At 43.9% G+C, this 24,581-nt stretch carries 22 protein-coding genes; 13 read left to right on the top strand and 9 right to left on the bottom strand.

The genetic code is table 11. The features are described 5' to 3' along the window. Window positions 1-25: 25 nt before the first annotated feature. The 5 genes from otnK (at window position 26) to R7O13_RS05810 (ending at window position 5,231) form a co-directional block, all read left to right on the top strand. Window positions 26-1,282, top strand: a complete 1,257-nt coding sequence (otnK, locus tag R7O13_RS05830; protein ID WP_250654694.1) for a 3-oxo-tetronate kinase — start codon at window positions 26-28, stop codon at window positions 1,280-1,282. An 11-nt stretch (window positions 1,283-1,293) separates the two neighbouring features. Further along, window positions 1,294-1,941 carry an aldolase gene (locus tag R7O13_RS05825; RefSeq protein ID WP_005385078.1) on the top strand — a complete coding sequence of 216 codons (648 nt, stop codon included), beginning with the start codon at window positions 1,294-1,296 and terminating at the stop codon, window positions 1,939-1,941. After that, entirely contained in the window at window positions 1,941-2,717 is a 777-nt protein-coding gene (otnI, locus tag R7O13_RS05820; RefSeq protein ID WP_250654580.1) for a 2-oxo-tetronate isomerase, read from the top strand. The genes R7O13_RS05825 and otnI overlap by 1 nt, the downstream gene beginning before the upstream one ends. Window positions 2,718-2,778: 61 nt before the next feature. After that, window positions 2,779-3,738: a D-erythronate dehydrogenase gene (denD, locus tag R7O13_RS05815; protein WP_318303265.1), complete on the top strand. Its 960-nt coding sequence runs from the start codon at window positions 2,779-2,781 to the stop codon at window positions 3,736-3,738. Continuing rightward, window positions 3,738-5,231 (top strand): GntP family permease, encoded by a 1,494-nt coding sequence (locus tag R7O13_RS05810; RefSeq protein ID WP_005375369.1) that lies wholly within the window; start codon window positions 3,738-3,740, stop codon window positions 5,229-5,231. Before denD ends, R7O13_RS05810 begins: the two co-directional genes overlap by 1 nt. A 266-nt stretch (window positions 5,232-5,497) precedes the next feature. On the opposite strand, the gene rcnR is transcribed toward R7O13_RS05810, so the two are convergent. Next, window positions 5,498-5,770, bottom strand: a complete 273-nt coding sequence (gene rcnR / locus R7O13_RS05805) for a Ni(II)/Co(II)-binding transcriptional repressor RcnR (protein ID WP_005375370.1) — start codon at window positions 5,768-5,770, stop codon at window positions 5,498-5,500. A 135-nt stretch (window positions 5,771-5,905) separates the two neighbouring features. Here rcnR and R7O13_RS05800 point away from each other — a divergent pair, with 135 nt between their 5' ends. After that, window positions 5,906-6,982 (top strand): nickel/cobalt efflux protein RcnA, encoded by a 1,077-nt coding sequence (locus R7O13_RS05800; RefSeq protein WP_262671113.1) that lies wholly within the window; start codon window positions 5,906-5,908, stop codon window positions 6,980-6,982. A 548-nt stretch (window positions 6,983-7,530) separates the two neighbouring features. Beyond that, window positions 7,531-9,090 carry a methyl-accepting chemotaxis protein gene (locus R7O13_RS05795; protein ID WP_193843467.1) on the top strand — a complete coding sequence of 520 codons (1,560 nt, stop codon included), beginning with the start codon at window positions 7,531-7,533 and terminating at the stop codon, window positions 9,088-9,090. A gap of 147 nt (window positions 9,091-9,237) precedes the next feature. On the opposite strand, the gene R7O13_RS05790 is transcribed toward R7O13_RS05795, so the two are convergent. Beyond that, window positions 9,238-10,137, bottom strand: a complete 900-nt coding sequence (locus R7O13_RS05790) for a LysR family transcriptional regulator (protein WP_047101713.1) — start codon at window positions 10,135-10,137, stop codon at window positions 9,238-9,240. Between the two features lie 141 nt (window positions 10,138-10,278). On the opposite strand from R7O13_RS05790, the gene accD reads away from it, so the two are divergent. After that, entirely contained in the window at window positions 10,279-11,142 is an 864-nt protein-coding gene (gene accD / locus R7O13_RS05785) for an acetyl-CoA carboxylase, carboxyltransferase subunit beta (protein ID WP_193837195.1), read from the top strand. A gap of 31 nt (window positions 11,143-11,173) precedes the next feature. Here accD and R7O13_RS05780 read toward each other — a convergent pair whose 3' ends face one another. Continuing rightward, window positions 11,174-12,151, bottom strand: a complete 978-nt coding sequence (locus R7O13_RS05780; protein ID WP_318122725.1) for a hypothetical protein — start codon at window positions 12,149-12,151, stop codon at window positions 11,174-11,176. Window positions 12,152-12,599: 448 nt separating this feature from the next. Between R7O13_RS05780 and R7O13_RS05775 the strand changes: the two genes are divergently transcribed. Together R7O13_RS05775 and R7O13_RS05770 are read left to right on the top strand one after the other, a co-directional pair. Next, window positions 12,600-15,026 carry a M9 family metallopeptidase gene (locus tag R7O13_RS05775; protein ID WP_167415911.1) on the top strand — a complete coding sequence of 809 codons (2,427 nt, stop codon included), beginning with the start codon at window positions 12,600-12,602 and terminating at the stop codon, window positions 15,024-15,026. 282 nt (window positions 15,027-15,308) lie between these two features. Then, window positions 15,309-15,539: a PAS factor family protein gene (locus tag R7O13_RS05770; RefSeq protein ID WP_005375384.1), complete on the top strand. Its 231-nt coding sequence runs from the start codon at window positions 15,309-15,311 to the stop codon at window positions 15,537-15,539. Window positions 15,540-15,613: 74 nt separating this feature from the next. Here R7O13_RS05770 and R7O13_RS05765 read toward each other — a convergent pair whose 3' ends face one another. Continuing rightward, complete coding sequence (locus R7O13_RS05765; protein WP_054728771.1) at window positions 15,614-15,994, bottom strand: carboxymuconolactone decarboxylase family protein; 381 nt, start codon at window positions 15,992-15,994, stop codon at window positions 15,614-15,616. Window positions 15,995-16,052: 58 nt separating this feature from the next. Next, window positions 16,053-16,409, bottom strand: a complete 357-nt coding sequence (locus R7O13_RS05760) for a MerR family transcriptional regulator (protein ID WP_047101703.1) — start codon at window positions 16,407-16,409, stop codon at window positions 16,053-16,055. A gap of 520 nt (window positions 16,410-16,929) precedes the next feature. Between R7O13_RS05760 and R7O13_RS05755 the strand changes: the two genes are divergently transcribed. Then, window positions 16,930-18,279, top strand: a complete 1,350-nt coding sequence (locus R7O13_RS05755; protein ID WP_258515296.1) for an alpha-amylase family protein — start codon at window positions 16,930-16,932, stop codon at window positions 18,277-18,279. Window positions 18,280-18,387: 108 nt separating this feature from the next. On the opposite strand, the gene R7O13_RS05750 is transcribed toward R7O13_RS05755, so the two are convergent. Continuing rightward, complete coding sequence (locus R7O13_RS05750; RefSeq protein ID WP_005375388.1) at window positions 18,388-18,681, bottom strand: ArsR/SmtB family transcription factor; 294 nt, start codon at window positions 18,679-18,681, stop codon at window positions 18,388-18,390. A gap of 245 nt (window positions 18,682-18,926) precedes the next feature. Between R7O13_RS05750 and R7O13_RS05745 the strand changes: the two genes are divergently transcribed. Next, window positions 18,927-19,220 (top strand): hypothetical protein, encoded by a 294-nt coding sequence (locus tag R7O13_RS05745; RefSeq protein ID WP_213885188.1) that lies wholly within the window; start codon window positions 18,927-18,929, stop codon window positions 19,218-19,220. Window positions 19,221-19,312: 92 nt separating this feature from the next. Here R7O13_RS05745 and R7O13_RS05740 read toward each other — a convergent pair whose 3' ends face one another. The 3 genes from R7O13_RS05740 to R7O13_RS05730 all read right to left on the bottom strand — a co-directional run bounded on the left by R7O13_RS05740 (window position 19,313) and on the right by R7O13_RS05730 (window position 22,483). Beyond that, window positions 19,313-21,277: a monovalent cation:proton antiporter-2 (CPA2) family protein gene (locus tag R7O13_RS05740; protein WP_318303259.1), complete on the bottom strand. Its 1,965-nt coding sequence runs from the start codon at window positions 21,275-21,277 to the stop codon at window positions 19,313-19,315. After that, window positions 21,274-21,891, bottom strand: a complete 618-nt coding sequence (locus R7O13_RS05735) for an NAD(P)H-dependent oxidoreductase (RefSeq protein ID WP_005375391.1) — start codon at window positions 21,889-21,891, stop codon at window positions 21,274-21,276. The genes R7O13_RS05740 and R7O13_RS05735 overlap by 4 nt, the downstream gene beginning before the upstream one ends. 166 nt (window positions 21,892-22,057) lie before the next feature. Next, window positions 22,058-22,483, bottom strand: a complete 426-nt coding sequence (locus R7O13_RS05730) for a universal stress protein (RefSeq protein WP_005375398.1) — start codon at window positions 22,481-22,483, stop codon at window positions 22,058-22,060. A 445-nt stretch (window positions 22,484-22,928) separates the two neighbouring features. Between R7O13_RS05730 and R7O13_RS05725 the strand changes: the two genes are divergently transcribed. Continuing rightward, the gene (locus R7O13_RS05725) at window positions 22,929-24,500 is read left to right on the top strand and encodes an ATP-binding cassette domain-containing protein (RefSeq protein ID WP_033906795.1); all 1,572 of its coding nucleotides are present in this window, start codon (window positions 22,929-22,931) and stop codon (window positions 24,498-24,500) included. Window positions 24,501-24,581: the final 81 nt, after the last annotated feature.

Genomic DNA, 24,581 nt, shown 5'->3' with positions numbered 1-24,581 from the left:
GCGCACGTAAAACGGAGAAAAAATGATGTTATTAGGCGTTATCGCAGACGACTTTACTGGCGCAACAGACATCGCAGGTTTTCTTGTAGAAAACGGCATGCGCACAGTTCAGCTTAACGGTATTCCAAAAGAAGAGATTGATGTAAACGCAGATGCGGTCGTGATCAGTCTTAAATCTCGCTCCTGTCCTGTAGATGAGGCAATCGAGGATTCAGTAGCTGCGCTTAAGTGGCTGCAAGCAAATGGCTGTCAGCAGTTTTACTTCAAGTACTGCTCAACGTTTGACAGCACAGCAGAAGGTAACATTGGTCCTGTAACGGATGCACTGCTTGCAGAGCTAGGTGAAGCGTTCACCATTGTATGCCCATCATTACCAGTGAATGGTCGCACAGTTTACAACGGCCATCTATTTGTATTCCAAGACTTGCTAAGCGACTCAGGTATGCGTAATCACCCTGTGACCCCAATGACTGATTCAAGCCTAGTTCGTATGATGGATGCTCAATCTCAAGGCAAATCTGGCCTGGTGAACTTCCAAATAATTGAACAAGGTCCAAAAGCGGTAATTGAGCGCTTTGAAGAGCTAAAAGTACAAGGCAACCGCTATGCAGTGGTTGATGCATTCAATGCAGAGCATCTTGTCACACTTGGCCAAGCGGCGAAGTCTCTAAAACTGGTAACTGGTGGTTCTGGTTTGGCTGCGGGTATTGCTAAGAACTGGATAGAGAACCTTGAAGATCAAAGTGATGCGAAGCAAGAGGGGAACCCTAAAAAGGCACCAACCGTTGTGTTATCTGGATCTTGTTCTGTCATGACCAACCAACAGGTCGCTGTTTACAAAGAAAAAGCGCCACACTTTGCTATTGATGTGAAGGCGTGTCTGACGGAAGAAGATTACTCAAATCAAGTGTTTGATTGGGTCATGACCAACATCGAAAGCGAGTTCGCACCACTGGTTTACGCAACCGCAGATGCAGCGGCGTTAAAAGCGATTCAACAAGAGTTTGGCGCGCATGCTTCAAGTCACGCGGTTGAACAATTCTTTAACCAACTTGCAATCAAACTTCAGCAGCACGGTGTGAAAAATTTCATCGTTGCGGGTGGGGAAACCTCAGGGGTTGTAACCCAAAGCCTAGCCGTAAAAGGTTTTCATATCGGTCCTCAAATCGCACCAGGTGTACCTTGGGTGAAGTCACTTGAAGGCGAGCTTTCTTTGGCTCTGAAATCGGGCAACTTCGGCGATGAACACTTCTTTGCCAAAGCACAGTCGTTTTTTGAATAGGTGAGGTTGTGATGAATAAAGAATTGATGACAGAACAACAACTGCGAGAGCAAATGGTCACTATGGCGCGCTCTATGTTTGAACGTGGCTATGCGACTGGCGGCGCTGGCAACCTTTCTCTAAAACTGCCTAATGGACACTTTCTGGCAACGCCAACTGGTTCTTCGTTCGGCCGCTTGATTGCTGAAGAGCTTTCGGTTGTGGATATTGATGGCAACCATATCTCTGGTGAAAAGCCATCAAAAGAAGTGGCTTTTCATCTGGCGATTTATCGAAATAACTCAAAGTGTAATGCGATTGTGCATCTGCATTCTACTTACTTGACGGCGCTTTCTTGTCTTGAAGGTTTAGATCGCGAGAATGCCATCAAAGCTTTCACACCTTACTTTGTAATGCGCATTGGCGAACTGCCAGTGATTCCGTACCTGCGCCCGGGCGACCCTCAGATTGCTGAAGAACTTGCGCAGCGGGCTAGTGACTACCGAGCTTTCCTCCTGGCGAACCATGGTCCAGTGATCACGGGTACGGACTTTGAAGATGCAGTGGATAACGCAGAAGAGCTAGAAGAGACAGCGAAGCTAGCGTTCATTCTTAAAGATAGCAACATCCGCTACTTAACGGATACTGAGATTCAAGACCTAAAAGGGAGAGGTAAGTAATGGCTAAATTCGCGGCAAATCTGACAATGTTATTCACAGAAGTTCCTTTTCTAGATCGTTTCGAAAAAGCACACCAAGCGGGCTTCAAAGCGGTGGAATACCTTTTTCCATACGCATTCGAAGCGCAAGAACTAGCAAGCAAGATACAGCAGTTTGGTTTTGAGCAAGCGTTATTCAACATGCCTCCAGGTGATTGGGATGCAGGTGAACGAGGTTTTGCAGCTATTCCGGGGCGTGAGGATGAATTTAAAACGAGCGTCGAGACTGCGCTGATGTACGCCAAGGCACTGAACTGTAAAAAGGTTCACGCTATGTCTGGCATTGTTGATTCACGCTTCACTCGTGATCAGCATATTGAAACCTTTATCTCAAACATTCGTTATGCAGCGGATAAGTTTGCCGAACAAGGTGTTGATCTGATGATTGAGCCACTCAACAATCGCGATGTACCGAACTACTTTGTTGCACATCAACGTGAAGCGGTGGAACTCATCAAACAAGTGGCTCGTCCAAACGTGAAATTGCAGCTCGATCTCTATCACGCACAAATTATGGACGGTGATCTGAGTACGTTGATTCGCGATGTGGCGCCATACACAGGCCATATTCAAATTGCTTCTGTGCCTGAAAGGCACGAACCATCGGAAGGCGAACTGAATTACCCACACCTATTCAATGTTTTGGATGACTCTGGTTACCAAGGCTGGATCGGTTGTGAATACAACCCAAGGCATAGCACGCAGCTGGGCCTTAGTTGGGTTAAACCATACCTATAACAATTTTAATTTCTATCCATAAATAACTTGAAACCAATTACAAAAACAAAGGGTCGTGACTATGAATATTATCATAACTGGAGGGGCGGGTTTTCTCGGAACCCTACTTGCCAAATCACTACTAAAAGAAAACAAAGCTGAAAGTATTACTATTGTCGACATTCAAAAGTCGCGCTTAGAGGGCATTGATGACCGAGTCGCTTCTTTAGTCATGGATATGACAAAGCGAGAAAATATAGACCAAGTTATTACTGCCGAAACGACACACATTTTTCATTTAGCGGCAATTGTATCGAGCCATGCTGAGCAAGATTTTGATTTAGGCGTAGCTGTAAACCTGACGACCACACAGTTATTGCTTGAGCGTTGCCGTAAAGTAAACCCTAATATTCGTTTTACGTTTGCTTCATCTTTAGCTGTATTTGGTGGTGATCTTCCGGAAACGATTACACCAATAACAGCACTTCATCCTCAGTCATCCTACGGGACGCAAAAAGCTATAGGTGAGTTATTGGTGAACGACTATGCCCGTAAAGGCTTTGTTAAAGCTGTATCCGTACGTTTACCGACTATTTGTATTCGCCCTGGGAAACCAAACCTTGCCGCTAGCTCTTTCGTAAGCGGAATTATTCGTGAGCCTTTGAATGCTCAAGAATCAAATTGTCCTGTAGACCCTACGCTAAAACTTTGGATATCGAGCCCGTCTAGAGTGGTGGACAATATTCAATATGCAGGGCTAATGCCTTATGAGCAGTTAAATAATCTGTCCTATAGAACGCTTAATTTACCTGGTATTCAAACTACACCAGCTGAGATGATTCAAACAATGGACACTCTAATGGGTAAACAACTTTCTAATTATATTACTTATGAGCATGATGCGGGTATTGATCGTATTGTGAGTAGTTGGCCACAAAAAATTGATTGTACTAAAGAACTGGAGCTTGGATTTAAAGCAGACAGTAATTTCAAGGATGTATTACAACAATTTATTTCTGTTAACAATATGGAGATTGTCTAATGTTACCAACCTCAGTAATTGGACTAATAGTAGCCGTATCAGTCCTTGTTTTTCTTGTATTACGTACAAAAGTACATGTGTTAATTGCGATGTTAATTGCGGCATGTATCGCAGGTATTATTGGTGGGTTAAGTGTTGACGACACGATTGCGACCGTTAGCAAAGGATTTGGTGGAACATTAGGCGGTATAGGGATTGTCATCGGTCTCGGCGTTATGATGGGGGCTATTTTAGAGGCTTCTGGAGCAGGAGAAAGTATTGCCTATAATTTTATAAAGTGGTTAGGAAAAAAGAAAGAAGAGGCCGCTCTTGCTGTAACTGGCTATATTGTTAGCATCCCAATCTTTGTGGATAGCGCGCTTATCATTCTTTATCCAATTGCGAAGTCTTTGTCAAAAACGTCCAATCGCTCGATTTTAACGCTTACGGTTGCTCTGGCGGGCGGCTTGGTCGTAGCGCATCACGCTATTCCGCCGACTCCAGGGCCTTTGGGCGTTGCTGGTATCTTTGGTGTCGATCTTGCCAGCATGTTAGGTTTTGGTTTGATGATCGCAGCGCCTTGTGTCATGGGTATTGTTTGGTATGCAAGATGGTTAGAAAAGCAGTTTCCTGAATTCATTCCAACCGAACATTTCTCGAAGTCTAGTGAGCAACTGATTAATGATCACAAAGAGTACATTGCAAGTAAAGAAGCGAAAGACCTACCATCTTTAAGTAAATCTATCGCTCCAATTATTATCCCTATTTTACTTATACTTGCGAAATCAGTGATGGGTTTATTAGAGGGGACTTTCGGTTTCGAAGGGCTGACTGCAACAACATTTGGTCAATTTATCGCTTTTATCGGCAGCCCTACTATTGCACTATCAATAGCGACGTTATTAGCGGTTTACACATTGGGTAATAACCTTACCAAAGAAGAAGCGAATGAAAAGATGGAACAAGGAATCTCCACTTGTGGCATCATTTTGTTAGTAACAGGAGCTGGTGGCGCGTTAGGTGCCGTATTGCGTGAAACGGGTGCGGGCGCAGAGATTGCTAACCAAGTTGCAGGGCTTCCTATTTCTGCGGTTATGATTCCATTTATTATTGCGACGTTAGTTCGTATTATTCAGGGATCTGGTACAGTCTCCATGATAACCGCTGCTTCTATATCTGCCCCAGTTTTAGTAAATATTCCTGACGTTAACCTTTTATTCGCAGCGACGGCAGCTACGATGGGATCTCTATTTGCTGGCTACTTTAATGACTCGCTATTCCATATTGTTAATCGACTAATGGGGGTGACTGAGGTTAAGAAACAACTCATTATTTGGACTATTCCAACAACAATTGCTTGGGCTATTGGTGGTTCATTAGTCATGATTCTTAACTTATTCTTCGGATCTCATGGTTCAATCTTTGATCCCGTGTTACCACTTGCTGTACTTTTGGGGTGTGTTGCATTTACAAAATCTTACAGCGCTAAGCACGTCGAATTACAAGAGGTATAAAGGTTTACTTGTACTCTTCCATAAAGTAAAAACCTATCACAACATGTATTTTTATCAGATGGTTTAGAGATTGTTAATAGTATGAACGGCCCTATGTTTGGGCCGTTTTAGTTCTTATAAATAAACTATTTAACTTGAACCGATATAGGTTCCGTTTTCAACTTAATCAATATGAAATGGAATTGTTATTTCCCGCTTAGTAAGCGATTACCTATAAAGGATCTATTCGAGTTTAACTCTAGTGACTTTACTCTAGCGAAGTAGGGTTACTTTATATAAGAGTCCAGTACTTTTAATACGACTTCCATATCTTTTTCACGTTGAGTTTTGTCTTCCTCAAGTACAACGTGCTCAAGTAAGTGACCTTTAATTACTTCTCGCATCAAACCATTTACTGCTCCCCGAATAGCGGCAATCTGCTGCAATACATCTTGGCATTCATGCTCTTCTTCCAGCATTTTTTTAAGTCCATTCACCTGACCCTGTATTTTACTGACTCGAGTGTTGAGCTTCTTTTGATCTCTGGTTGTATGCGACATGTCTTATCTTCTTTAAGTTACGGGCCGAGTTATTCTAACTGATAATGTAGCACTCAATTTATACTGGGGGGTAGTATTTAATACTGGGGGGGAGTATAGTTTGCGATAAATTAGAATCAACAACAGAGAACAACAATGGATTTTGTCGCGTTACTACAACAAGGTAATGGGTGGTTCTTTATTCCCAGTGCCATTTTGCTTGGCGCTTTGCATGGTTTAGAACCTGGGCACTCTAAAACGATGATGGCGGCGTTCATTGTCGCTGTGAAAGGAACGGTCAAACAAGCCGTGATGCTGGGTTTAGCTGCCACACTTTCTCACACTGCAATTGTATGGTTAATCGCTGTTGGCGGGATGTATATTAGCCAGAAATTCACCGCTGAAGCGGCTGAACCATGGATGCAACTTATCTCTGGGGTCATTATCGTGACAACCGGCGTATGGATGTTTTGGCGGACATGGAGCGATGAGCGAGCTTGGAACGAAGCTCAGGATCATGCTCGCGACTGGACGACGCAAGTTGTGGATACAGGACATGGGCATGTTTCGCTTTCGATTACACAGGAAGGGGAGCATCACCGTTTCCAATTGCGAACACTCAGCGGTAAACCTTCAACTGCTGAAGGTATCAAGGTTTCGGTATCGAGTGATGGTTATCAACCTGCTGATATCTATCACTTTATAGAGCGTGATGGATACTTGGAATCGGCGTCTTGCATTGAAGTCTCTAATGGACTTTCTGTCACTTTGATCATCGGGCACCATGATCATACCCATGACTTTGATGTACATTTCCGTCCTGGTTCTCATTTAGAAAGCGAAGATAAGGAATATCAAGATGCTCACGAGCGCGCTCACGCTTTAGACATTCAAAAGCGCTTTGAGAATCGAGACGTGACGAATGGGCAAATTCTGCTGTTTGGATTAACGGGCGGTTTGATTCCATGCCCTGCTGCGGTAACGGTTTTGCTTATCTGTTTGCAGCTTAAGGCAATCACTCTTGGTGCGACTTTAGTTGTGTCATTCAGTATTGGCTTAGCCTTGACTCTGGTTGCTGTTGGCGTTGTGGCAGCAGTGGGCGTGCAAAAAGCGACATCTAAATGGAGCGGTTTGAATGATGTTGCACGTCGAGCTCCTTACTTATCGGGCGTCTTGATCAGTGCAGTTGGTTTATACATGGGTATGCATGGATACATATCGCTGACGAGTTAAACTCTGTGGTAAAGATTTTTTTCCTTTCTTTTTTATGGGCAATGGCTTCATGCCTTGGTTTGCATATTTTGCTGCCGATTCTTGATTGAGAATCACTCGATCTGACATCGCTGCCATATCTACAAACCAAGTCATTCTCGCTTCACCAAGCATCTCGGATTACAACCGCTGCGATTGTGGCTCTAATATCTGAACCTGAGATACTAAATGATAAAACGGGAGCACTGACCACAGCGCTCCCGACGGCAAAACGCTAATTAGAACTCTTTTCTTTAATGTTCGATACCAATTTGGTCGCATAGTTAAATTTAACTATGCAAACGTTTCCTTTTGCGTACTCGTCCCTTCGCCAAACCTCGTAGAAATGTGACGTTTTGAAGACTTTTTTTCCTTCTGTCTAAAGTAATCGGGAACCAAGCAGATACATAGTTATAAAGTTATGTCTTGCTCTGCCAAACAGACCCAAAATGCAGTTTGGTTGGTTTTGGAGAAGAAAGGCTTAGCGCTCGATTAATGAGCATCAATTGAATTGTATTGAGACAATTATAATGAAAAGAATCATCTTATTAGCAGTCTGCGCCATGTTTGGTATTGCTGTCGTGGCGAGTATGGCATCAACGTACCTAATTTCGAGTCAGAAAATCGATGACATCATCTTAAACAAATCCCAAGTTCAAGCTGAGTTTCTAGCGGGAAATGCGAGTTATATTTTGGAGAACTCAGCCAATCCAATGCAAGATTTACAATCGCTTGTTGAAGGGCTGAAACAACGTTCAGACGTGAGTTATGCCGTTGTAATTGACCGTAACGTAACGGCAGTAGCCCACAGTGATAAGCACAAGCTGAACAAAACCTATAACGATGCATATACTGTTGAAGGCGCGACGAGAGGTGTTCAACAGTACTCAAAGTGGTATGCCGATGTCCAGAAAGTATGGGTGTTTGACATCATGGCACCAATTTATGTGGATGGTCAGTTATACGGTACTTTTGATATTGGTATTCCTATTACCGAAGTGAGCCAAGCGACGAATGGAATTATTACTTACCAGTTGATCTCTATGGTGGCGATCTTCGTTATGTGTGTTTTGATTCTGTCACTTCTGCTAAATAAACTGATGAGACCGCTTTCTGCGCTTAAAGACGCTCTACAAGACATCTCAAAAGGAGACGGAGACTTAACCGTTCGTTTGCCAGCGAAAGGTAATGACGAAGTCGCGCAAATTTCTTCTGCTTTCAACGTTTTTGTTGGGAAAGTACATGAGATTATTACACAAGTTGTAAATACTGGTGTGGAGCTTAATAGTTCAGCTGTCGCTTTGCGTGGGCAATCTCAACAAGCGCTCACAAGAGGGCAAGAGCAGAACGAGCAAACCATGCTGGTTGTCACATCCATGAACGAAATGATTGCTACGGTCAATGAAATTGCCTCCAATGCTGCCGGAGCAGCAAATGCTGCGAGTGCAGCAAGTAATGAAGCGCAAGATGGCTACACGACGCTAGAAAGAACCAAAACGGCGATGACGAATCTTGAAAACGAGATGAACAGCACTTCCAACATTATCGTGAGTCTTGCTGAAAATACTCAGTCGATTGGTAGTATTCTAGAGGTGATTAGAGGTATTTCGGAGCAAACCAATCTATTGGCTCTCAATGCGGCTATCGAAGCGGCACGCGCTGGTGATGCCGGCCGAGGTTTTGCAGTAGTCGCTGATGAAGTTCGCAACCTAGCGACTAAAACGGCTCATTCTACCGATGAAATTGACAATATGATTCACCAGCTACAAACTGAAGCTCAAAGTGCGGTGAATTCAATGAGTAATAGTAAGACTCTTATTGAAGAAGGAACGGCAGAAACTGAGTTAGCTCGACAGGCTTTAGAAGCAATAGCTGCACAAGTGACGACTATTTCAGATATCAATACTCAAGTAGCAACCGCAACAGAACAGCAATCAACGGTAGCAAACGAAATTAATATGAACATGGATACCGTCAGCCACTCAGTGAAAAGTGCGCTAACAGCGAGTGAGCAACTAGAAGAATCAAGTCAACAACTCGCGGAGCTATCGCGAACACTCGATCGTCACGTAGGAGCGTTTAGAATCTAAACGCCAACTGACCCTCTTTAATAAAAGCCAGTAAATGTTAATTGCTGGCTTTTTTATTTGAAAAAATCGAGTCTCAAATCGCTTAGCGGTGTTTGTCCTTTCTAGACGATAAAACAGAATACGATAAATTAGTCGAGTAAAGCTTAGCTAGGCGTTAAGTTTTGCGTTTTGCTTTAAATGTTCAACAAACATAGATATTTTCTTAGCTACATGTTTTCTTGACGAGTAAAAGGCGTAAAGCACTAAATCCTCAGGTTCGTACTCTAGAGTGACGATTTCTAGCTCACCATTTTTGATCTCATTTTGGCATGACTCAATTGGCAATATTGCGTATCCAAGCCCTGATAACGCGCCATATCTGGCGAGATGACCGCTGTTTACTTTGAATGAAGATTGCACAGTTTGAGTAATATGGCCCCCAGCAGGGTTTCTGAATACCCATGGTGCACCATTTACTGCGGTAAGCGTCGTGATGCAGGGAACATGACTTAGATCCGTAATTTTGTAAGGGGTGGCGTATTTCTCAATTAGTTGAGGCGCGGCTAAAATGGCACTGGGCCAGCGTTTTATCTCTCTCGCCACCCAGTTACTGTCTGACAAAGTCCCTCTATGAAAACTCAAAATGACATCAAAGCTGTCAATAACATCATCTTTAGGGTTTAGCGTTGTATCGCAAGACAAAGAGATTGACGGGTATTGCGTGCAAAAGGTGACAACCGCTTTGGCCAGTACAGGTGTGTCTGGCATAAGAATTCGCAGTTCCCCTGTTACCGTGTGCGAGTGGCGCGTTACCGTTTCTAGTGCGGCGTTGAGTTGCTCCAATAACGGACGAGTGCTGCTATAGAGCTCTTCTCCAGCCTCGGTAGGCGTCATTCGCCTTGTTGTTCTATTGAACAACCTAATGTTTAACTTTTCTTCAAGCAGGGCAATGTGTCGGCTGATATTTGATGTTGGTATATTCAAACACTCAGCGGCTCGCTTAAAGCTGTTGTTCTCATAAACACAGTGAAAACTTTTTAACCAGATTTGGTCAACGTTATCAAACATTTCATTATCCCACTTTATTGGATTATCAAGCCAGCATATCGCACTTTATCCCTGTACTAAGTTACATACAATTTTATTTACAAGTTTAAGCGAACAAACAACGAGATATCGCGCTAGAACGTAATCAATAGTGGTGAATTTATGAGCTGGTTAGAACGGTTATTTGAGAATAAAAATATAATAGGTTCGCGCAAAGCATCTATCCCTGAGGGAGTTTGGACAAAGTGTCCTGAGTGTGAACAAATACTTTATCGTGCCGCGTTAAAAGAAAATTTGGAAGTATGCCCTAAATGCTCATATCACATGAGAATGGCTGCGCGTCAAAGGTTGATCTCTTTTCTGGACTATGGAACACAACAAGAGTTGGCAAGTGAGTTGGAGCCACAAGATATTTTGGGTTTTAAAGACTTAAAGCGATATAAAGAGCGAATTGCTTTAGCACAGAAAACGACTGGAGAAAAAGATGCGTTGGTGGTGATGGAGGGTAAGTTATTGGGGCTGCCTGTTGTTGCGTGCGCATTCGAATTCTCTTTCATGGCAGGCTCGATGGGCGCAGTGGTTGGCGAGAAGTTTGTCCGAGCAGTTGAAAGCGCAATTAATACAAAATCTGGGTTAGTATGTTTTTCCGCTTGCGGAGGGGCGCGCATGCAAGAGTCTTTGGTGGCACTCATGCAAATGTCAAAAACCAGCGCCGCGTTAAACCACTTATCTGAGCACAGATTACCCTATATCTCAGTATTGACGGACCAAACTTATGGTGGCGTCTCGGCGAGTTTAGCCATGTTAGGAGACATCAATATTGGTGAACCTAAAGCAAGTATTGGCTTTGCGGGAAGACGGGTCATTGAGCAAACGGTACGTGAAAAGCTACCAGACGAGTTTCAGCGAAGTGAATTTTTACTAGCGCATGGTGCGCTAGATATGATTGTCGATAGACGTGAAATGCGCGATCGCGTTGGCCGCTTATTGGCTAAGTTAACCAACGCGAGGGTGGTCTCAGAATAGGTTGTATTAAAGTTAGACTTAGTACTTGCGTTTATTGAGCCGTAATCATTACAAACCGTTCATTTTGCCCCCATCTTGGTTCCGCATTCATTAGGCTGAGATCCAACGCCGTTTGGTATGGGTCAACAGCAAAATGGTCGCTTACTAACCCCCAGAGCATCCAGTTGATTGCGGTTTCATTCTCGGTAAGCTCTTCGAGTGGCGCTTGGAGGAAAAAGTACTCATCTTCGCCATCGTAACCGAGCCGATCATAGATAATGTTGCGTAGCTCTCGATCCAAATCATGTTGGAGGTTGATTGAGTCGTACAGTTGCTCTTCTGTTGGGCCATTCTCATGGTGATAAACATTGCGTTTTGACTCTTTGCGTAAAGTACCAGCGCCAGTTTCAATGCTTACTTTCTTTTGCGAGTGTTGCTCAAGAACTTGAATGATTTCATCCTCTAGTTGATCGAGTTTACTCAGCAAAACTTGATTGTTTATGTCACCAGCGTGGGAGGCCATCGTTTGGAAGGCTTTCACTCTCTCGTAGACTGCTTTCCCGTGAGGAAGGGCCGCAAAACACTGTTCTCGGAGCGCTTCATTGGCTTGCCAAATGCCCGAGTAGAGCTCGTAATCATGTGTATATGGTGGAAGATCTTCAGTATCTTCCCCTAATAATTCTCGCCAGCGCTTTTGCCACTGTTCTTCTTTTGCGTGTTTTACACGCGCGTATTGCTTAACCCAGCGGTTACGAAGTTTTACCCCAAAAATGGCAAGTCCCCATGGAGCGAGCAAATAAAAATAATAGTGAGAAGAGTTATCCCAAAAGTAACCGTAAACGTAAACACCAAAAGCAAGCACCCAAGTTCCAATAGTACAAGCAATAACCCCGGACATTATTGATGATTGGCGCTTAGTTTCTCTTAATGTATTACCTTCAGCACATAACCAAAAAATGCCGCCAAAAACAAAGGCAAACGTTGTCATGAAGTAGGCAATCCCCGCTCCCAAAAATCCCCAAAGTGACATGTATTATCCCTAGCCAAATATCTGCTTTATTCACTCATCAATGACTGGAGGAGTAAATGTGTTTGATTTGGCGGAGAATTTACCATTAATGCCAGCCTTTTGATATGCACTCGATGACTTATTGGGAATGAGTCACAAATAAAAATAGATGGTATCAAGCATCAAAATTTAATTTAGAACCTTTGATTGTCGTGAACTCTATCTGGAAGAGTTAAGGGGGGTGTTTAAGGTCAATTTTCCTCATAAAGTCGTTATTTAGAAAAAGGTAAATTAATGTTTTTATTGATAATTGTGAGTTATTGGGGAGTGGGATTGCTCCCATTTAATTAGAGTAAAAGACCTATTTTTGGGAGCGGTTTCATAAATTTTATGACACTGATTTCACTGTTTGAGCTGTAAAGAATATAAATCCCCACTCAATGTATGTTAATAATCAATGAGTGTTGTTATGTCTCATATCCGTTTTTTCCCGCGCCATCGTTTGGCGCTTGCTTGTATGCTAGCGAGTGTGTCTGGCTTCTCTTTTGCACAAAATCAGTGTGCTGTTGCTGATTTACAACAATCGCGAGATCTGGCTACTGCCGTTTCTGGTGCTGAGTATGATTGCTACCACGCTTGGTTTTCAGCACCTTCAGAAACGCTGAATGATATCTATAGTGAAGCGAGCCTAAGCCGTATCCAAGTCGCGCTGGATCAAGAAATCGCTCGCTATCGTGGTGAAGCAGATCAAGCTCGTATTCTAGAGAACCTAGGCGAATTTATTCGAGCGGCCTACTACGTTCGCTACAACGCTGGTACTGGTACACCTGAGTTTTCGCAAGCGTTGAGTCAGCGTTTTGCTCAGTCGACGAACCTATTCCTAAACAACCCTCATGCTTTGGATCAAGGTCGTGAACAAGTTGGTGCAATGAAGAGCCTGACTTTGATGGTTGATAACGTTAAGCAGTTGCCGCTGACCATGGATAGCATGATGGCCGCGTTGATGCACTTTAATCGTGAAACCGCGCAGGACACGCAATGGGTCGATGGTTTAAACAACTTGTTCCGCTCTATGGCAGGCCATGCGGCGAACGATGCGTTCTACCGATACATGGCAAACAATACACACCATATTGATACGTTGGTGAAATTCGCATCTGATAATGCTTGGGCATTAGATACGGATGCAAGCTTTATCGTTTTCAATGCATTACGTGAAACTGGTCGTTTGCTCGCGAGCCCAGATCAGGAGACCAAACGCAAAGCATTGGCAGTAATGCAACAGGTGATGCAGCGTTATCCACTGGGTAGTGAGCATGACAAACTATGGCTTGCTGCCGTTGAAATGATGAGCTACTACGCACCAGAAGGCCTAAATGGTCTGAATATTGAGCAAGCCAAGCAAGATTTAGCTGCACGTGTAATGCCAAATCGTTTTGAATGTCAGGGACCTGCCATTATTCGCTCTGAGGATCTGACCGATGCTCAAGCAGCGAAAGCGTGTGAAGTGCTAGCGGCAAAAGAAGCCGACTTCCATCGAGTTGCGAATACGGGTAATCAACCTGTCGCTGATGATTTGAATGATCGTGTTGAAGTGGCGGTATTCGCGAGTAACACTAGTTACGTTGATTACTCTTCATTCCTATTTGGTAATACAACGGACAACGGTGGTCAGTACCTAGAAGGTGACCCTTCAAAAGCGGACAATACTGCGCGTTTCGTCGCTTATCGCTACGCGAATGGTGAAGATCTCTCTATCTTGAACCTAGAACATGAATACACGCACTATTTAGATGCACGATTTAACCAATACGGTTCGTTCAGCGATAACTTGGCTCATGGTCATATTGTTTGGTGGCTAGAAGGTTTTGCTGAATACATGCATTACAAGCAAGGTTACCAAGCTGCGATTGAGCTGATTGCAGATGGTAAACTGAGCCTTTCCACTGTGTTTGATACCACGTACTCTCACGATACCAATCGTATCTATCGTTGGGGTTATCTAGCTGTTCGATTCATGTTAGAAAATCATCCACAAGACGTCGAAAGCTTGTTGGCATTGTCGCGCTCTGGCCAGTTCGAACAATGGGCACAGCAGGTGACGTCTTTAGGTCAACAATACGATGCTGAGTTTGAACGTTGGTTGGACACATTAAAAGTGGAACCTGAGCAACCTGATACAGACCCAGAAGAGCCAACAGAACCAACAAGCCCTGAAGCACAAGTGACTGAATTGACGGCGAACCAAAGCCTTCAGCTCAGTGGCGAAGCATACAGCGAAAAACTGTTCTACGTTGATGTTCCAGCCAACACCGTTAACTTCAATGTATCTATTGAGGGTGCGGGTGATGCGGATCTTTACATGAGCTACAACAAAGTCGCGCATTACTATGATTTCGAAATGAGTCAATATGCTGATGGCAGCAATGAAGAGATTGTGTTTGAACCAGAGCAAGATGGTTACGTTAAAGCGGGTCGTTACTACATCAGCTTAACTGGACGTGATAGCTATGACTCAGTGAATCTTGTGGCTGCGTTAGAAGTGGAAGCGCAAACACCGCCAACCCAAGTGCAAGATGATTTAGCACCTGTGGTATTAGAGTCTGGTGAAGCCAAAATGCTTACCGTTCACAAGCAGCGTTATGCAGCAGTTTATGTGCCTGAAGGTGTTGAAGAGGTTCGTGTATGGCTAACGGCTCACTCTCAAACTGGTAATGTCGATCTATACGCGAGTAGGGAGCATTGGCCTACAGTAGAGCAGCACGAGTATGCGTCCAACTATGCAGGCAGCAATGAATACCTTGCGATTCCTGTTACTGAAGCAGGGTACGTGCACTTCGCTCTTCAGGCTCCAGAGCAAGGCGATGACGTTGAAATGCTAGTGCACTTCGACTAAACAGGTTCGATTAACTAAAGTCGAGATAAAACGTCGCTGATACAGCGACGTTTTTGTTTATATCGGACACGATTATAAACAAACAGCGGCGAATGCTAGTTAATCGGCTGATCTATCGAGTTATCAGTTGCCCTTTTTCTAAACGGCTTTAGGTTTGTATTGCAATTTACCGCGCACATAAACTTTTTTAGCGACGCGTTCTGTGACCTAGCTTCTGATTTGTGTTTCCCAAATGGATACAATATATATGCACCCCGTGCAATAAAGTGAAAAGGGAAAGACATGAAAACGCTTATTTATGAAACGTTGATTAGCCTTGCTAACCAAGAACCAGAACAACATGCAAGAATCCGACAAAATCTCTATGAACAGTTGGATCTGCCGTTCGATAAGCAGCTGGCTTTGTATTCTTGTGCTCTTGGTCCTGCAAGTTCAGGCAAGTTGGAGAGCAGTCAAGGCATTAACAACGCGGTAGATTGCGCGGTTAAACTGCTTGAAACTCCTGAGCGCTAATTCACTCGTTGTTTTAATCACGGCCCGAACCCCAAGGGCCGTTTTTAATTGCGGTTAAATTGATTTCAACGTCGTTATTGCTCTGCTCTTTCCGCTAGCACTTCTTTGAATGCAAACATGCCGTTTAATGCCGCGGGAAACCCTGCGTAGACGGACATCTGCAAAATGATCTCTTTAATCTCATCCTCGCTACAGCCTACATTCAGCGCTGCATTTAAGTGCACTTTTAGTTGCGGCGCGCAATTCCCCATTGCCGTTAGCGCGGCGACGGTTGCGATTTCTCTCGATTTTAGGTCTAAGCCCGGGCGAGCATAAATATCGCCAAACGGATACTCAATGGTGTACTGAGCTAAATCTGGACAAATATCTTGTAAGCTTTCGATGACATTATGACCAGCGTCGCCATCAATTTGAGAGAGTAGTTCTAATCCTTTGTTAAAGCGTGATTGTTCCATCGGTATGTTCCTAGTGAATAAACGTAAACACACCTTAATCGTTAGAGTTAACTCTAAGTCAACGAACTTTTCCGCTTTTATACAAGGCAATTTTTTCTTCTAGAGCCGATAAGTGCTTTTTCTGTTGTTCAATGTGGCGTTTGAGGTTTTCTTGGTGGCGTTCTAACAGGGCTTGACGTTGTGGTACAGATTGAGAGCCGACTTCCCTTAATTTGGCATACTCTAGAATCTCTTCAAGTGGCATTGCAGTTTCTTTTAAACGCTTAACAAAGCTTATCCAGTTTAGATCTTTCGAACTATACATTCGATGTCCACTCGCGTTTCTATGGACATGTTTAAGTAAACCGATTTTTTCATAGTATCGAAGTGTATGAGCAGATAGCCCGACGAGGTCAGAAAATTCTTTGATATTCATTATTATCCTCCAAGGTAGAGCATACCCCATAGAGATAAGCTAAGTTTCGCATTTTGAAGTCATTTCGGGACAGATACAAACAGAAATCTTTAGTCTTTTAACGCTAGGTATGGTGATTTACTGGATTTTTGAAACGCGCCAAACGTGATCCATCTGCCAGTTTCGTTTTATTAACAATTGATTACTCAACGGGTTGGCTTGGCTATTTTTATCCTTTGGGCCTATTTTAGGGCGTACATAGGTCTTATGTTCTATCTTTTTGAATTTAAGTTTTTGTTAATCAAAACAATGCCTTAGTTTTGTGTTGGTCTGTTCGGGTTGTATGTCGTGTGCCCGTTATTCACTCAGAACGATTTATCGCTGTGCAATGGATGAGTCGCTACGCCTTCGATTTCAGCCTTGAGTTAGTGCTAAAAGGGTGAGTGCCTCTGATGAATAGCTTTTATAATTTCGATTATTGAATTCACTCACAAAAAAATGCAAACAAGTAATCGTGAGTGGAAACGAGCAGGAGAACAACATGAGTGGCTCACAGGAAACACAATCATTCGGTGCAAACGTTATCTTACATGCGTTTGATTGGAAGTATGCTGACATTGCCCAACGAGCAAAAGAAATCCGCGAGCTTGGTTATGGCTCTGTGTTGGTTTCGCCACCAATGAAAAGCGCACACGATGAGCGCTGGTGGCAGCGTTATCAACCACAGGATTATCGTGTTATCGATAATGCCTTGGGTGATACCAAAGATTTTATTCATATGGTTCGTGAACTGGAGCAAGTTGGTGTGTGGGTTTATGCCGACGTAGTGTTTAACCATATGGCAAATGAGGCCCACCTTCGCAGAGACCTTCAGTACCCAAGACAAGAGGTCTTGGAGGAATACCAGAACAACAAACAGAAATATCAGTCGCTAGCGTTGTTTGGCGATCTATCTCAACCACTTTTTGATGAAGAGGACTTTGTTGAAGCATTCGGCATCAAAGACTGGAAAGATAAGTGGCAGGTTCAAAACGGACGTATCACAGGTGGGCCAACCGACCCTGGCTTGCCAACTCTTCGTGTTTGTGACCATGTCGTTGAACAGCAGCGAGCGTACCTAACGGCGCTGAAAGCTATTGGTGTGAAAGGTTTTCGTATTGACGCTGCGAAACACATGACGTTAGAGCATCTTAAGCGTGTTTGGACAGACGACATCACGCGGGATGTGCACATATTTGGCGAAATTATTACCGATGGCGGTGCGACGGAAGAAGAGTATCAGCTGTTTCTTGAGCCGTATTTACAGGAAACTCGCTTAGGCGCTTACGATTTCCCGTTGTTCTCGACCATTTTTAAGGCGTTTGCCAAAAAGGGCAGTTTCAAGTCGTTGATTGACCCATACTGTTTCGGTCAGGCCCTTTCGCCTGGTCGTGCGATTACATTTGCTATCACACATGATATTCCTAACAATGATGTCTTTCTTGATCTCATCATGGACGAGGAAAACGAATGGTTAGCTTATGCCTATATTCTAGGCCGAGATGGTGGTGTGCCGTTGATTTATACCGACTTAAACACTAGCGGTATTAAAGGTAAAAATGGTCAGCCAAGATGGCAGGGTGCATGGAGCGATCCGAGAATGGCAAAAATGATCCAGTTCCATAATATGACGCATGGCGAGCCGATGAGTGTTCTTGAAGGTAACGATGACATGCTCGTACTTAAGCGAGGTGACAAAGGTATTGTGGTGCTTAATAAATCACAGCGTCAACAGTCTTTGACATTAAAAATCGGTGGTAATTGGGTTGATTTGATGACAGAACAAATCATTCCAAGTGACGGTAAGTTAATCGTACCATCTAAGTCGTCGATGTTACTTGTCGCGAACTAGAAGATGTACACACCGAGCTTAGCAACTTCGGTGTGTATGTTTTTCATCGTCATTCACGTTCTGCTGAAGTTCAATAGAAACTCAAACTCTCTCGTTTTTGCTAGAAATTTATGAGCACTCGTTAACGCAACATTCTGCTTTTAAAAAACCAATTACGTCATCTAAGCACTGATACTCTGCAACACAAAAAAGGGTTCTACCCTCGCGGCGCTGGGTGAGAAGACCAGCTGAAGCAAGGCTCGAGATATGATGAGAGAGAGTGGATGCTGGAATGCCAAGCTTTTCTTGTACGCCGCCTACCGCGATACCTTTGTATCCCGCTTTGACGACTTCTTTGTAAATACTTAAACGAGTCGGATGCCCTAACTCTTTTAGTGCTTTAGCAACGGCTTCAAGCTCCATACTGACCTCTAAAGAATGACCACAGTAATTTTGTTTCGATAATAGGGAAAGTCTCGGTAAATGCCAACTATTACGATCTCAGAACAATTTAAATCAGATGAGATTCATACTGGCTCATGCCTTCATGACAACAATTGTCTGTTCTAATGAGACAGATCAATCTTCATTATTATTTCACGCCACGTTCAAAATCCCTCGTCTACACTCAATGTTGAGTTGTCAGTTGGCAGACCAAGGAGGCGGCCATGATTGCGGTTCATAGAGATTATTGTTTGTCTAACAGTTCGGAGTTACATGCCCACGTTAAAGTCAATCCTGTCGGTAAATTAGAAGTTGAGATTGTTGAACTTCAAGAGCGCCACATCACAGAGTTTGATGATTTGTCTTTTGAGAGTCGTGGGTGTGAAACTCGAATCTGTGGTAAAGAAGACACAACTCCGTGGCAGTTCAATCTTGCAGTTACTGATGCGTTAGAGCTTTCTCATTTAGTGGAAGAAGCAAACGAAGAGTATGAGATTTTAATGAATGATCTTATGTAATATCGAGAAGATCATTTTATCCTGCACGGCGTGTGGCTCTGTACTGAAAAAATAAAAACCTCCCAAGTGGGAGGTTTTTAATATGGAGTGCGTTATCGTTGGATAGGCTCTTCTCTTGGTGGTGTTAGCTCTTGGACGTTATCTTCATTAAAGTCATCGGCGTAACCTTTAGGTGGCGGTGTCCAACCACGTTCTGACCGCGATAGTTTGTCATGACGATCTTTTTGCATCTCTTCCGCCATTTTCTCCTCTAACTGAATAAACAGTTGTCGGAAATTGTTGTCATAGCGTTCACCTTCAGAATCATCTTCCCAAGCTTTGTAAAGTATTTCTGACTTACGTGCTTCAACACGCTTATATGTCGTCTTCTGTTGTTCAACAAAGAAGGGGTGAATGCCAAGGGCTTTCATTGTGTGACCGCCCATCTCCAATGCAGAATGGTAGGTCTCTGATTCAATAATATCAGCCCCCGCTTGACGCAAAAGATAGCCATGTCCACGGTCAAAGGCACGTGCAATCACTGTTACTTTTGGGTACGTGTGCTTAACGTACTTCACCAGTTCTACACTCGATTCTTGGTTATCAATCGCCACAACCAACGCAGCGGCGTGCTCAATGCCGGCTGTATGTAGCATATCTGGTCGAGTCGCGTCGCCAAAATAGGCGCGAGTGCCAATCTGGCGCATGTTATCGACTTGGTCAGATTGATGGTCAAGTACCACGGTAGTCACGCCGTTTGATACCAATAGGCGATTCACTATTTGTCCAAAGCGGCCGATGCCGGCGATGATCACCGTGCCTGTTTCCTCAATCGTATCGCTTTCGCGTCCATTTGACTGGCTTTCAAAGCGCGGCAGAATCACTCTATCAAACAGAATAAACAAACCTGGTGTCAGGAACATCGAAATCGCAACCACTAACGCAAGAGTTTGTGAGAGTTCAAATGGGATGACGTGGTTTTGCACTGAAAAGCTTAGAAGCACAAAGCCGAATTCACCTGCTTGAGCCAAGCTTAGGGTAAACAGCCAGCGGTTGCTGCCTTTCACCCTAAATATCAGTGCAAGAATAAACAGCACCAAGGCTTTCAATACCATCACGCCAATGGTCAGCGCCATGATCAGCCAGAAATCACCAAATAGAACCGAGAAGTTGATCCCTGCGCCAACGGTAATAAAGAACAGACCTAACAATAAGCCTTTAAATGGTTCGATGTTGGACTCTAACTCGTGGCGGAATTCACTGTTCGCCAATACAACGCCAGCCAAGAAGGTTCCTAAGGCAGGAGATAAGCCCACTAAACTCATCAGTGCAGCGATACCAATGACAAGCATGAGTGCAGTTGCGGTAAAGATTTCTCGCAAACCAGAGCTAGCCACATAATTGAGCAGCGGTCGACTTAAAAAGTGTCCACCAACGACGACGATTGCAATCGATGCTGTGATTACGATGCCGTATGCCCAGCCTGGCAACCCCGCAACGAGGCTTAATTCTTCATGGTGCGCTGCGGCTGTTTGAGCCGCGGACTGTGCCTGTTCAATTAATTCAGGTAAGGCCAATAGGGGAATGAACGCCAACATTGGTATCACTGCAATATCTTGAAAAAGCAACACGGAGAAAGCGTTTTGTCCACCTTCCGTCTTCGTTAATCCTTTTTCGCTAAAAGTTTGCAAAACAATCGCAGTAGAAGAGAGGGCGAAGATCAAACCTATGGCTAAGGCTATGGTCCAAGGCTGGTCAAAGTACAAGGCAATACCCATAATCGCCGCGACGGTACCGCCGACTTGCAGACCTCCTAAACCCATTAAGCGATTGCGCATCGCCCACAACATTTTGGGTTCGAGCTCTAAGCCAACGAGAAACAGCATCATCACCACGCCAAACTCGGCAAAGTGCTGGATTGTTGTTGTTTCTTCACCGACTAAACCGATAATTGGGCCAATGACCACACCTGCGATGAGATAGCCTAAAACGGACCCAAGTCCCAAACGCTTAGCAAGTGGGACTGCAATTACAGCAGCAATCAAATATACGAAGGCTTGTAAGAATATTCCTGTCATGAAGCCTCCTTAATGAGCTCTGGCAATGCGCTGTTAAGCTTGATTAATGACGCCGCAGCTTCAACATCCAACCTATCTTCGACTAAAGCTGTTAGCAGGCTCTTGTACCGCTCAACATGACGAGGGATTCGCCCTTCTTCATCTGCTGTACGTGCGCCAAACATCGCGAGAGGGGCAATGTAGTTCATGCCGGTCAGTGCGGACATTTGTTCAATGGGCGCAAGCAGTTGACGAATCGTAAAGTGGTTGTAGCCCTCTGCCTTATAAGCTTCTTCTTTGCCCCCTGCAGACAGCACACAAAGCATGGTCTTGCCTTGCAGTGCTGTGCCATCTGTACCGTAAGCAAAGCCATATTCCAAAACCAGATCTTGCCACTCTTTTAAAATCGCAGGCGTTGAATACCAATATAGTGGGAATTGGAAAATCACCACGTCATGCTCACGTAAGCGTTGCTGCTCACGGTCGATATTAATATCGAAACGAGGGTATTCGCCATAGAGATCAACACATGTCACGCCTTCAATTTTTTGAGCTTCTTTGAAAAGTGGAGTATTCACTTCTGAACGATGCTGGGAAGGATGAGCAAAGAGAATGAGTACTTTTTTATTTGCCATAGGGATCCTTGCTATCTAAATAACCATGCCCAGTAGGAGCGCGGGTTGGTTAGAAAATGTAACTCATAAATGATCGCCAAGCTAGTTTGGAAAACTGTTTAAGCTGTTTCAATATCAATAAAAAACCACCAAATAAATTGGTGGTTTTGGGAAGCGTTACGTTTTACTAATCATGAATAGGGACGACTAGAATATCCACCGGTGACTTGTTAATTAAGTGTCTGGAGTAAGAAATAATCTTGCTCCAGAAATCTTGGTGGTGACCACAAATCAGAAGATCCACTTCTTGCTCTTTAATGGTAACCTCTAATTTATCAGCCAAGTCGCCAGTACCTACGAAGAAATGTTTAAGTGGGTAATCCATGTAATCACTAAATGTTTTTAAACATTCCATTGAATGCTCATTCAACGGCCTTTGATCCGGGTTTTCTTTGATGTCTACAAGCTCACGATAGATTTCTCCGTGCGTACCATCAATATGAATAAAGGATATATCGGAGTCGAGATAGTTTGCCATTGATACCGCTCTGTCGATAAGCACGGTGCTTTCATCTGACAGTTCGAGTGCAACAAGGATATGTTTGTATTTCATAACCACGCCCTTATGTGGATTATCTTTACTCTAAGCATAGTATGGCTTGGATAAAAATTGTGTTGCTAAGATCTCGAAATTGTTCAAAGACTTGTTAAAAAGTTAATGTGATATAACAACTTACTGTGAAACTTTCTTTTTGTTCACATTTGGTTAGAAAGCTTGCTTTTTGAACAAAAAAGCGGCTACACTCTGCGCATCATTTCTCTAGGAGATTACGCCAACATGAAGAACTAAACCTGTCATCCATATTTTTACTTATTTTTTGGATCTGCAGGGTTAGTAGGCGTAGCTCACTTTCCGATATTTCTTTGCAACAAGACGACTTTTTGATTTGACGTATATCGTCGAACTTTACATAGAGCTTAATGCGTTTGTGCACGCGTTTTGTTGCAATTTCAAATCATAGCTACGGCTGTTGTCCCTGTCATACAGGAGGCAAATTATGCCGGTTTTACAAGCTTTTAATGTTAGCCATCAGTTTGATAATGGCGATACGCTATTCCAGTCTATTTCTTGTTCCATGACTAAACGACGTGTTGGTTTGGTTGGGCGCAATGGCATCGGCAAGTCGCTTTTGGCTTCCATTTTAGCGGGAGAAATTCAGCCTGCCAGCGGTGTTGTGACTGCTCCCTCTTCTTTCATGATGTATCGCCAGCAGCCGTCTGATCTGCTTTCAGGTCAGCAATCGATCGCCCAATTTCTGGGAACAGACTCGGCCTTACATGCTTTGAAGCAGATTGAACAAGGTGATGTTTCTGAGCATTGGTTCGAACTGGTTGGCGAACAGTGGGATATTGAACTGAAACTCAAACAGCAGCTTGCTGCGATGGGCTTGCCGCAAGACCCTGATTTCTCTTGTGCTCGGCTCAGTGGTGGTCAGTTGGCGCGTTTGCAGTTATGGCAGTTATTTGAAAACGAAACGGATCTTTTGATTCTCGACGAACCATCCAATCACCTCGATACCGAGGCGAAACAATGGTTGATAGAGTCTATGACGCATTTCAGCGGCGCGATTTTACTCATCAGTCACGATCGTGAGCTGTTGCGAGAGATGGAGGAAATTTGGGAACTCTCGGGCCTAGGTTTACAGGCTTTTGGTGGAAATTACGATGTGTACGCCGAGAAAAAACGCACTGAACTGCAAGCGGTCGAGAGGCAGTTAGCGCAAGTCGATAAACAGAAAAAACGGTTAGCCGAGCAAGCCCAGAAAAATCGCGAAAAAGCAGACCAACGCGCCGCGCAAGGGAACAAACTGCGCAAAGACGGCAGTCAGCCCAAAATTTTGCTTGATGGAAAAAAGGATAGCGCGACCGCCAGCGCTTCAAATCGCAATAAGAATGAGCAACTCAGACAAGCGCATTTACAAGCCAAAGAACAGGCGTTGCAATCGCGACATGAGCAACTCAAGGCGCAAAAGCTTTATCTTACAGATAATCCGAACCGTTCGCGAAAAGTGTTGTCGATACAAGAAGGTATATTACCTTTTGGGAATTCTACGCCTATCACGTTGCAGATTTTTGCGAACGACAAAGTCCATCTCAAAGGGAGAAATGGCTGCGGAAAATCAACCTTGTTAAAGACGTTGCTTGGCGAGTTATCGTTGCAGAGTGGTGAGTTGCAAGTGAATACGCCTTTGTATTATCTCGACCAACATTTTGGTGCAGTGAATCCAAATCTTTCGTTACTTGAGAACGTAATGGAGAGCTGCCAAGAGATGACGGAAAGTGAAGCGAGGACCTTATTGGCCGGGATCGGTTTTCGTCGAGATGCAGTGTTTCGATTGGGGCGCCTACTGAGCGGTGGCGAGAAGATGAAGCTCGCGATGCTGATAGTCAGCCACCAAAATTCTCAGCCTTTGCTGCTGCTTGATGAACCAGATAACCATCTCGACCTCGAGTCAAAAATAATGCTTAGTCAGGCGTTAAATGTATACAAAGGTGGATTTGTTCTGATTAGTCACGACCAAGATTTCGCTTCTGAGTCTGGGGTTTTGCGCCAAATCGAGCTGACTTAGACGAAAGAGAGTAAACGTCATCGTAGCTCTTCAGTATTGTTCCCAAGTTCTACACTTCCACTTACTAGTTTGTAGAACTGG

Source organism: Vibrio sp. Y176 (assembly GCF_033438945.1).
The sequence above is the reverse complement of the archived record's forward strand: the minus strand, read 5'-3'. Positions and strand labels throughout refer to the sequence as shown.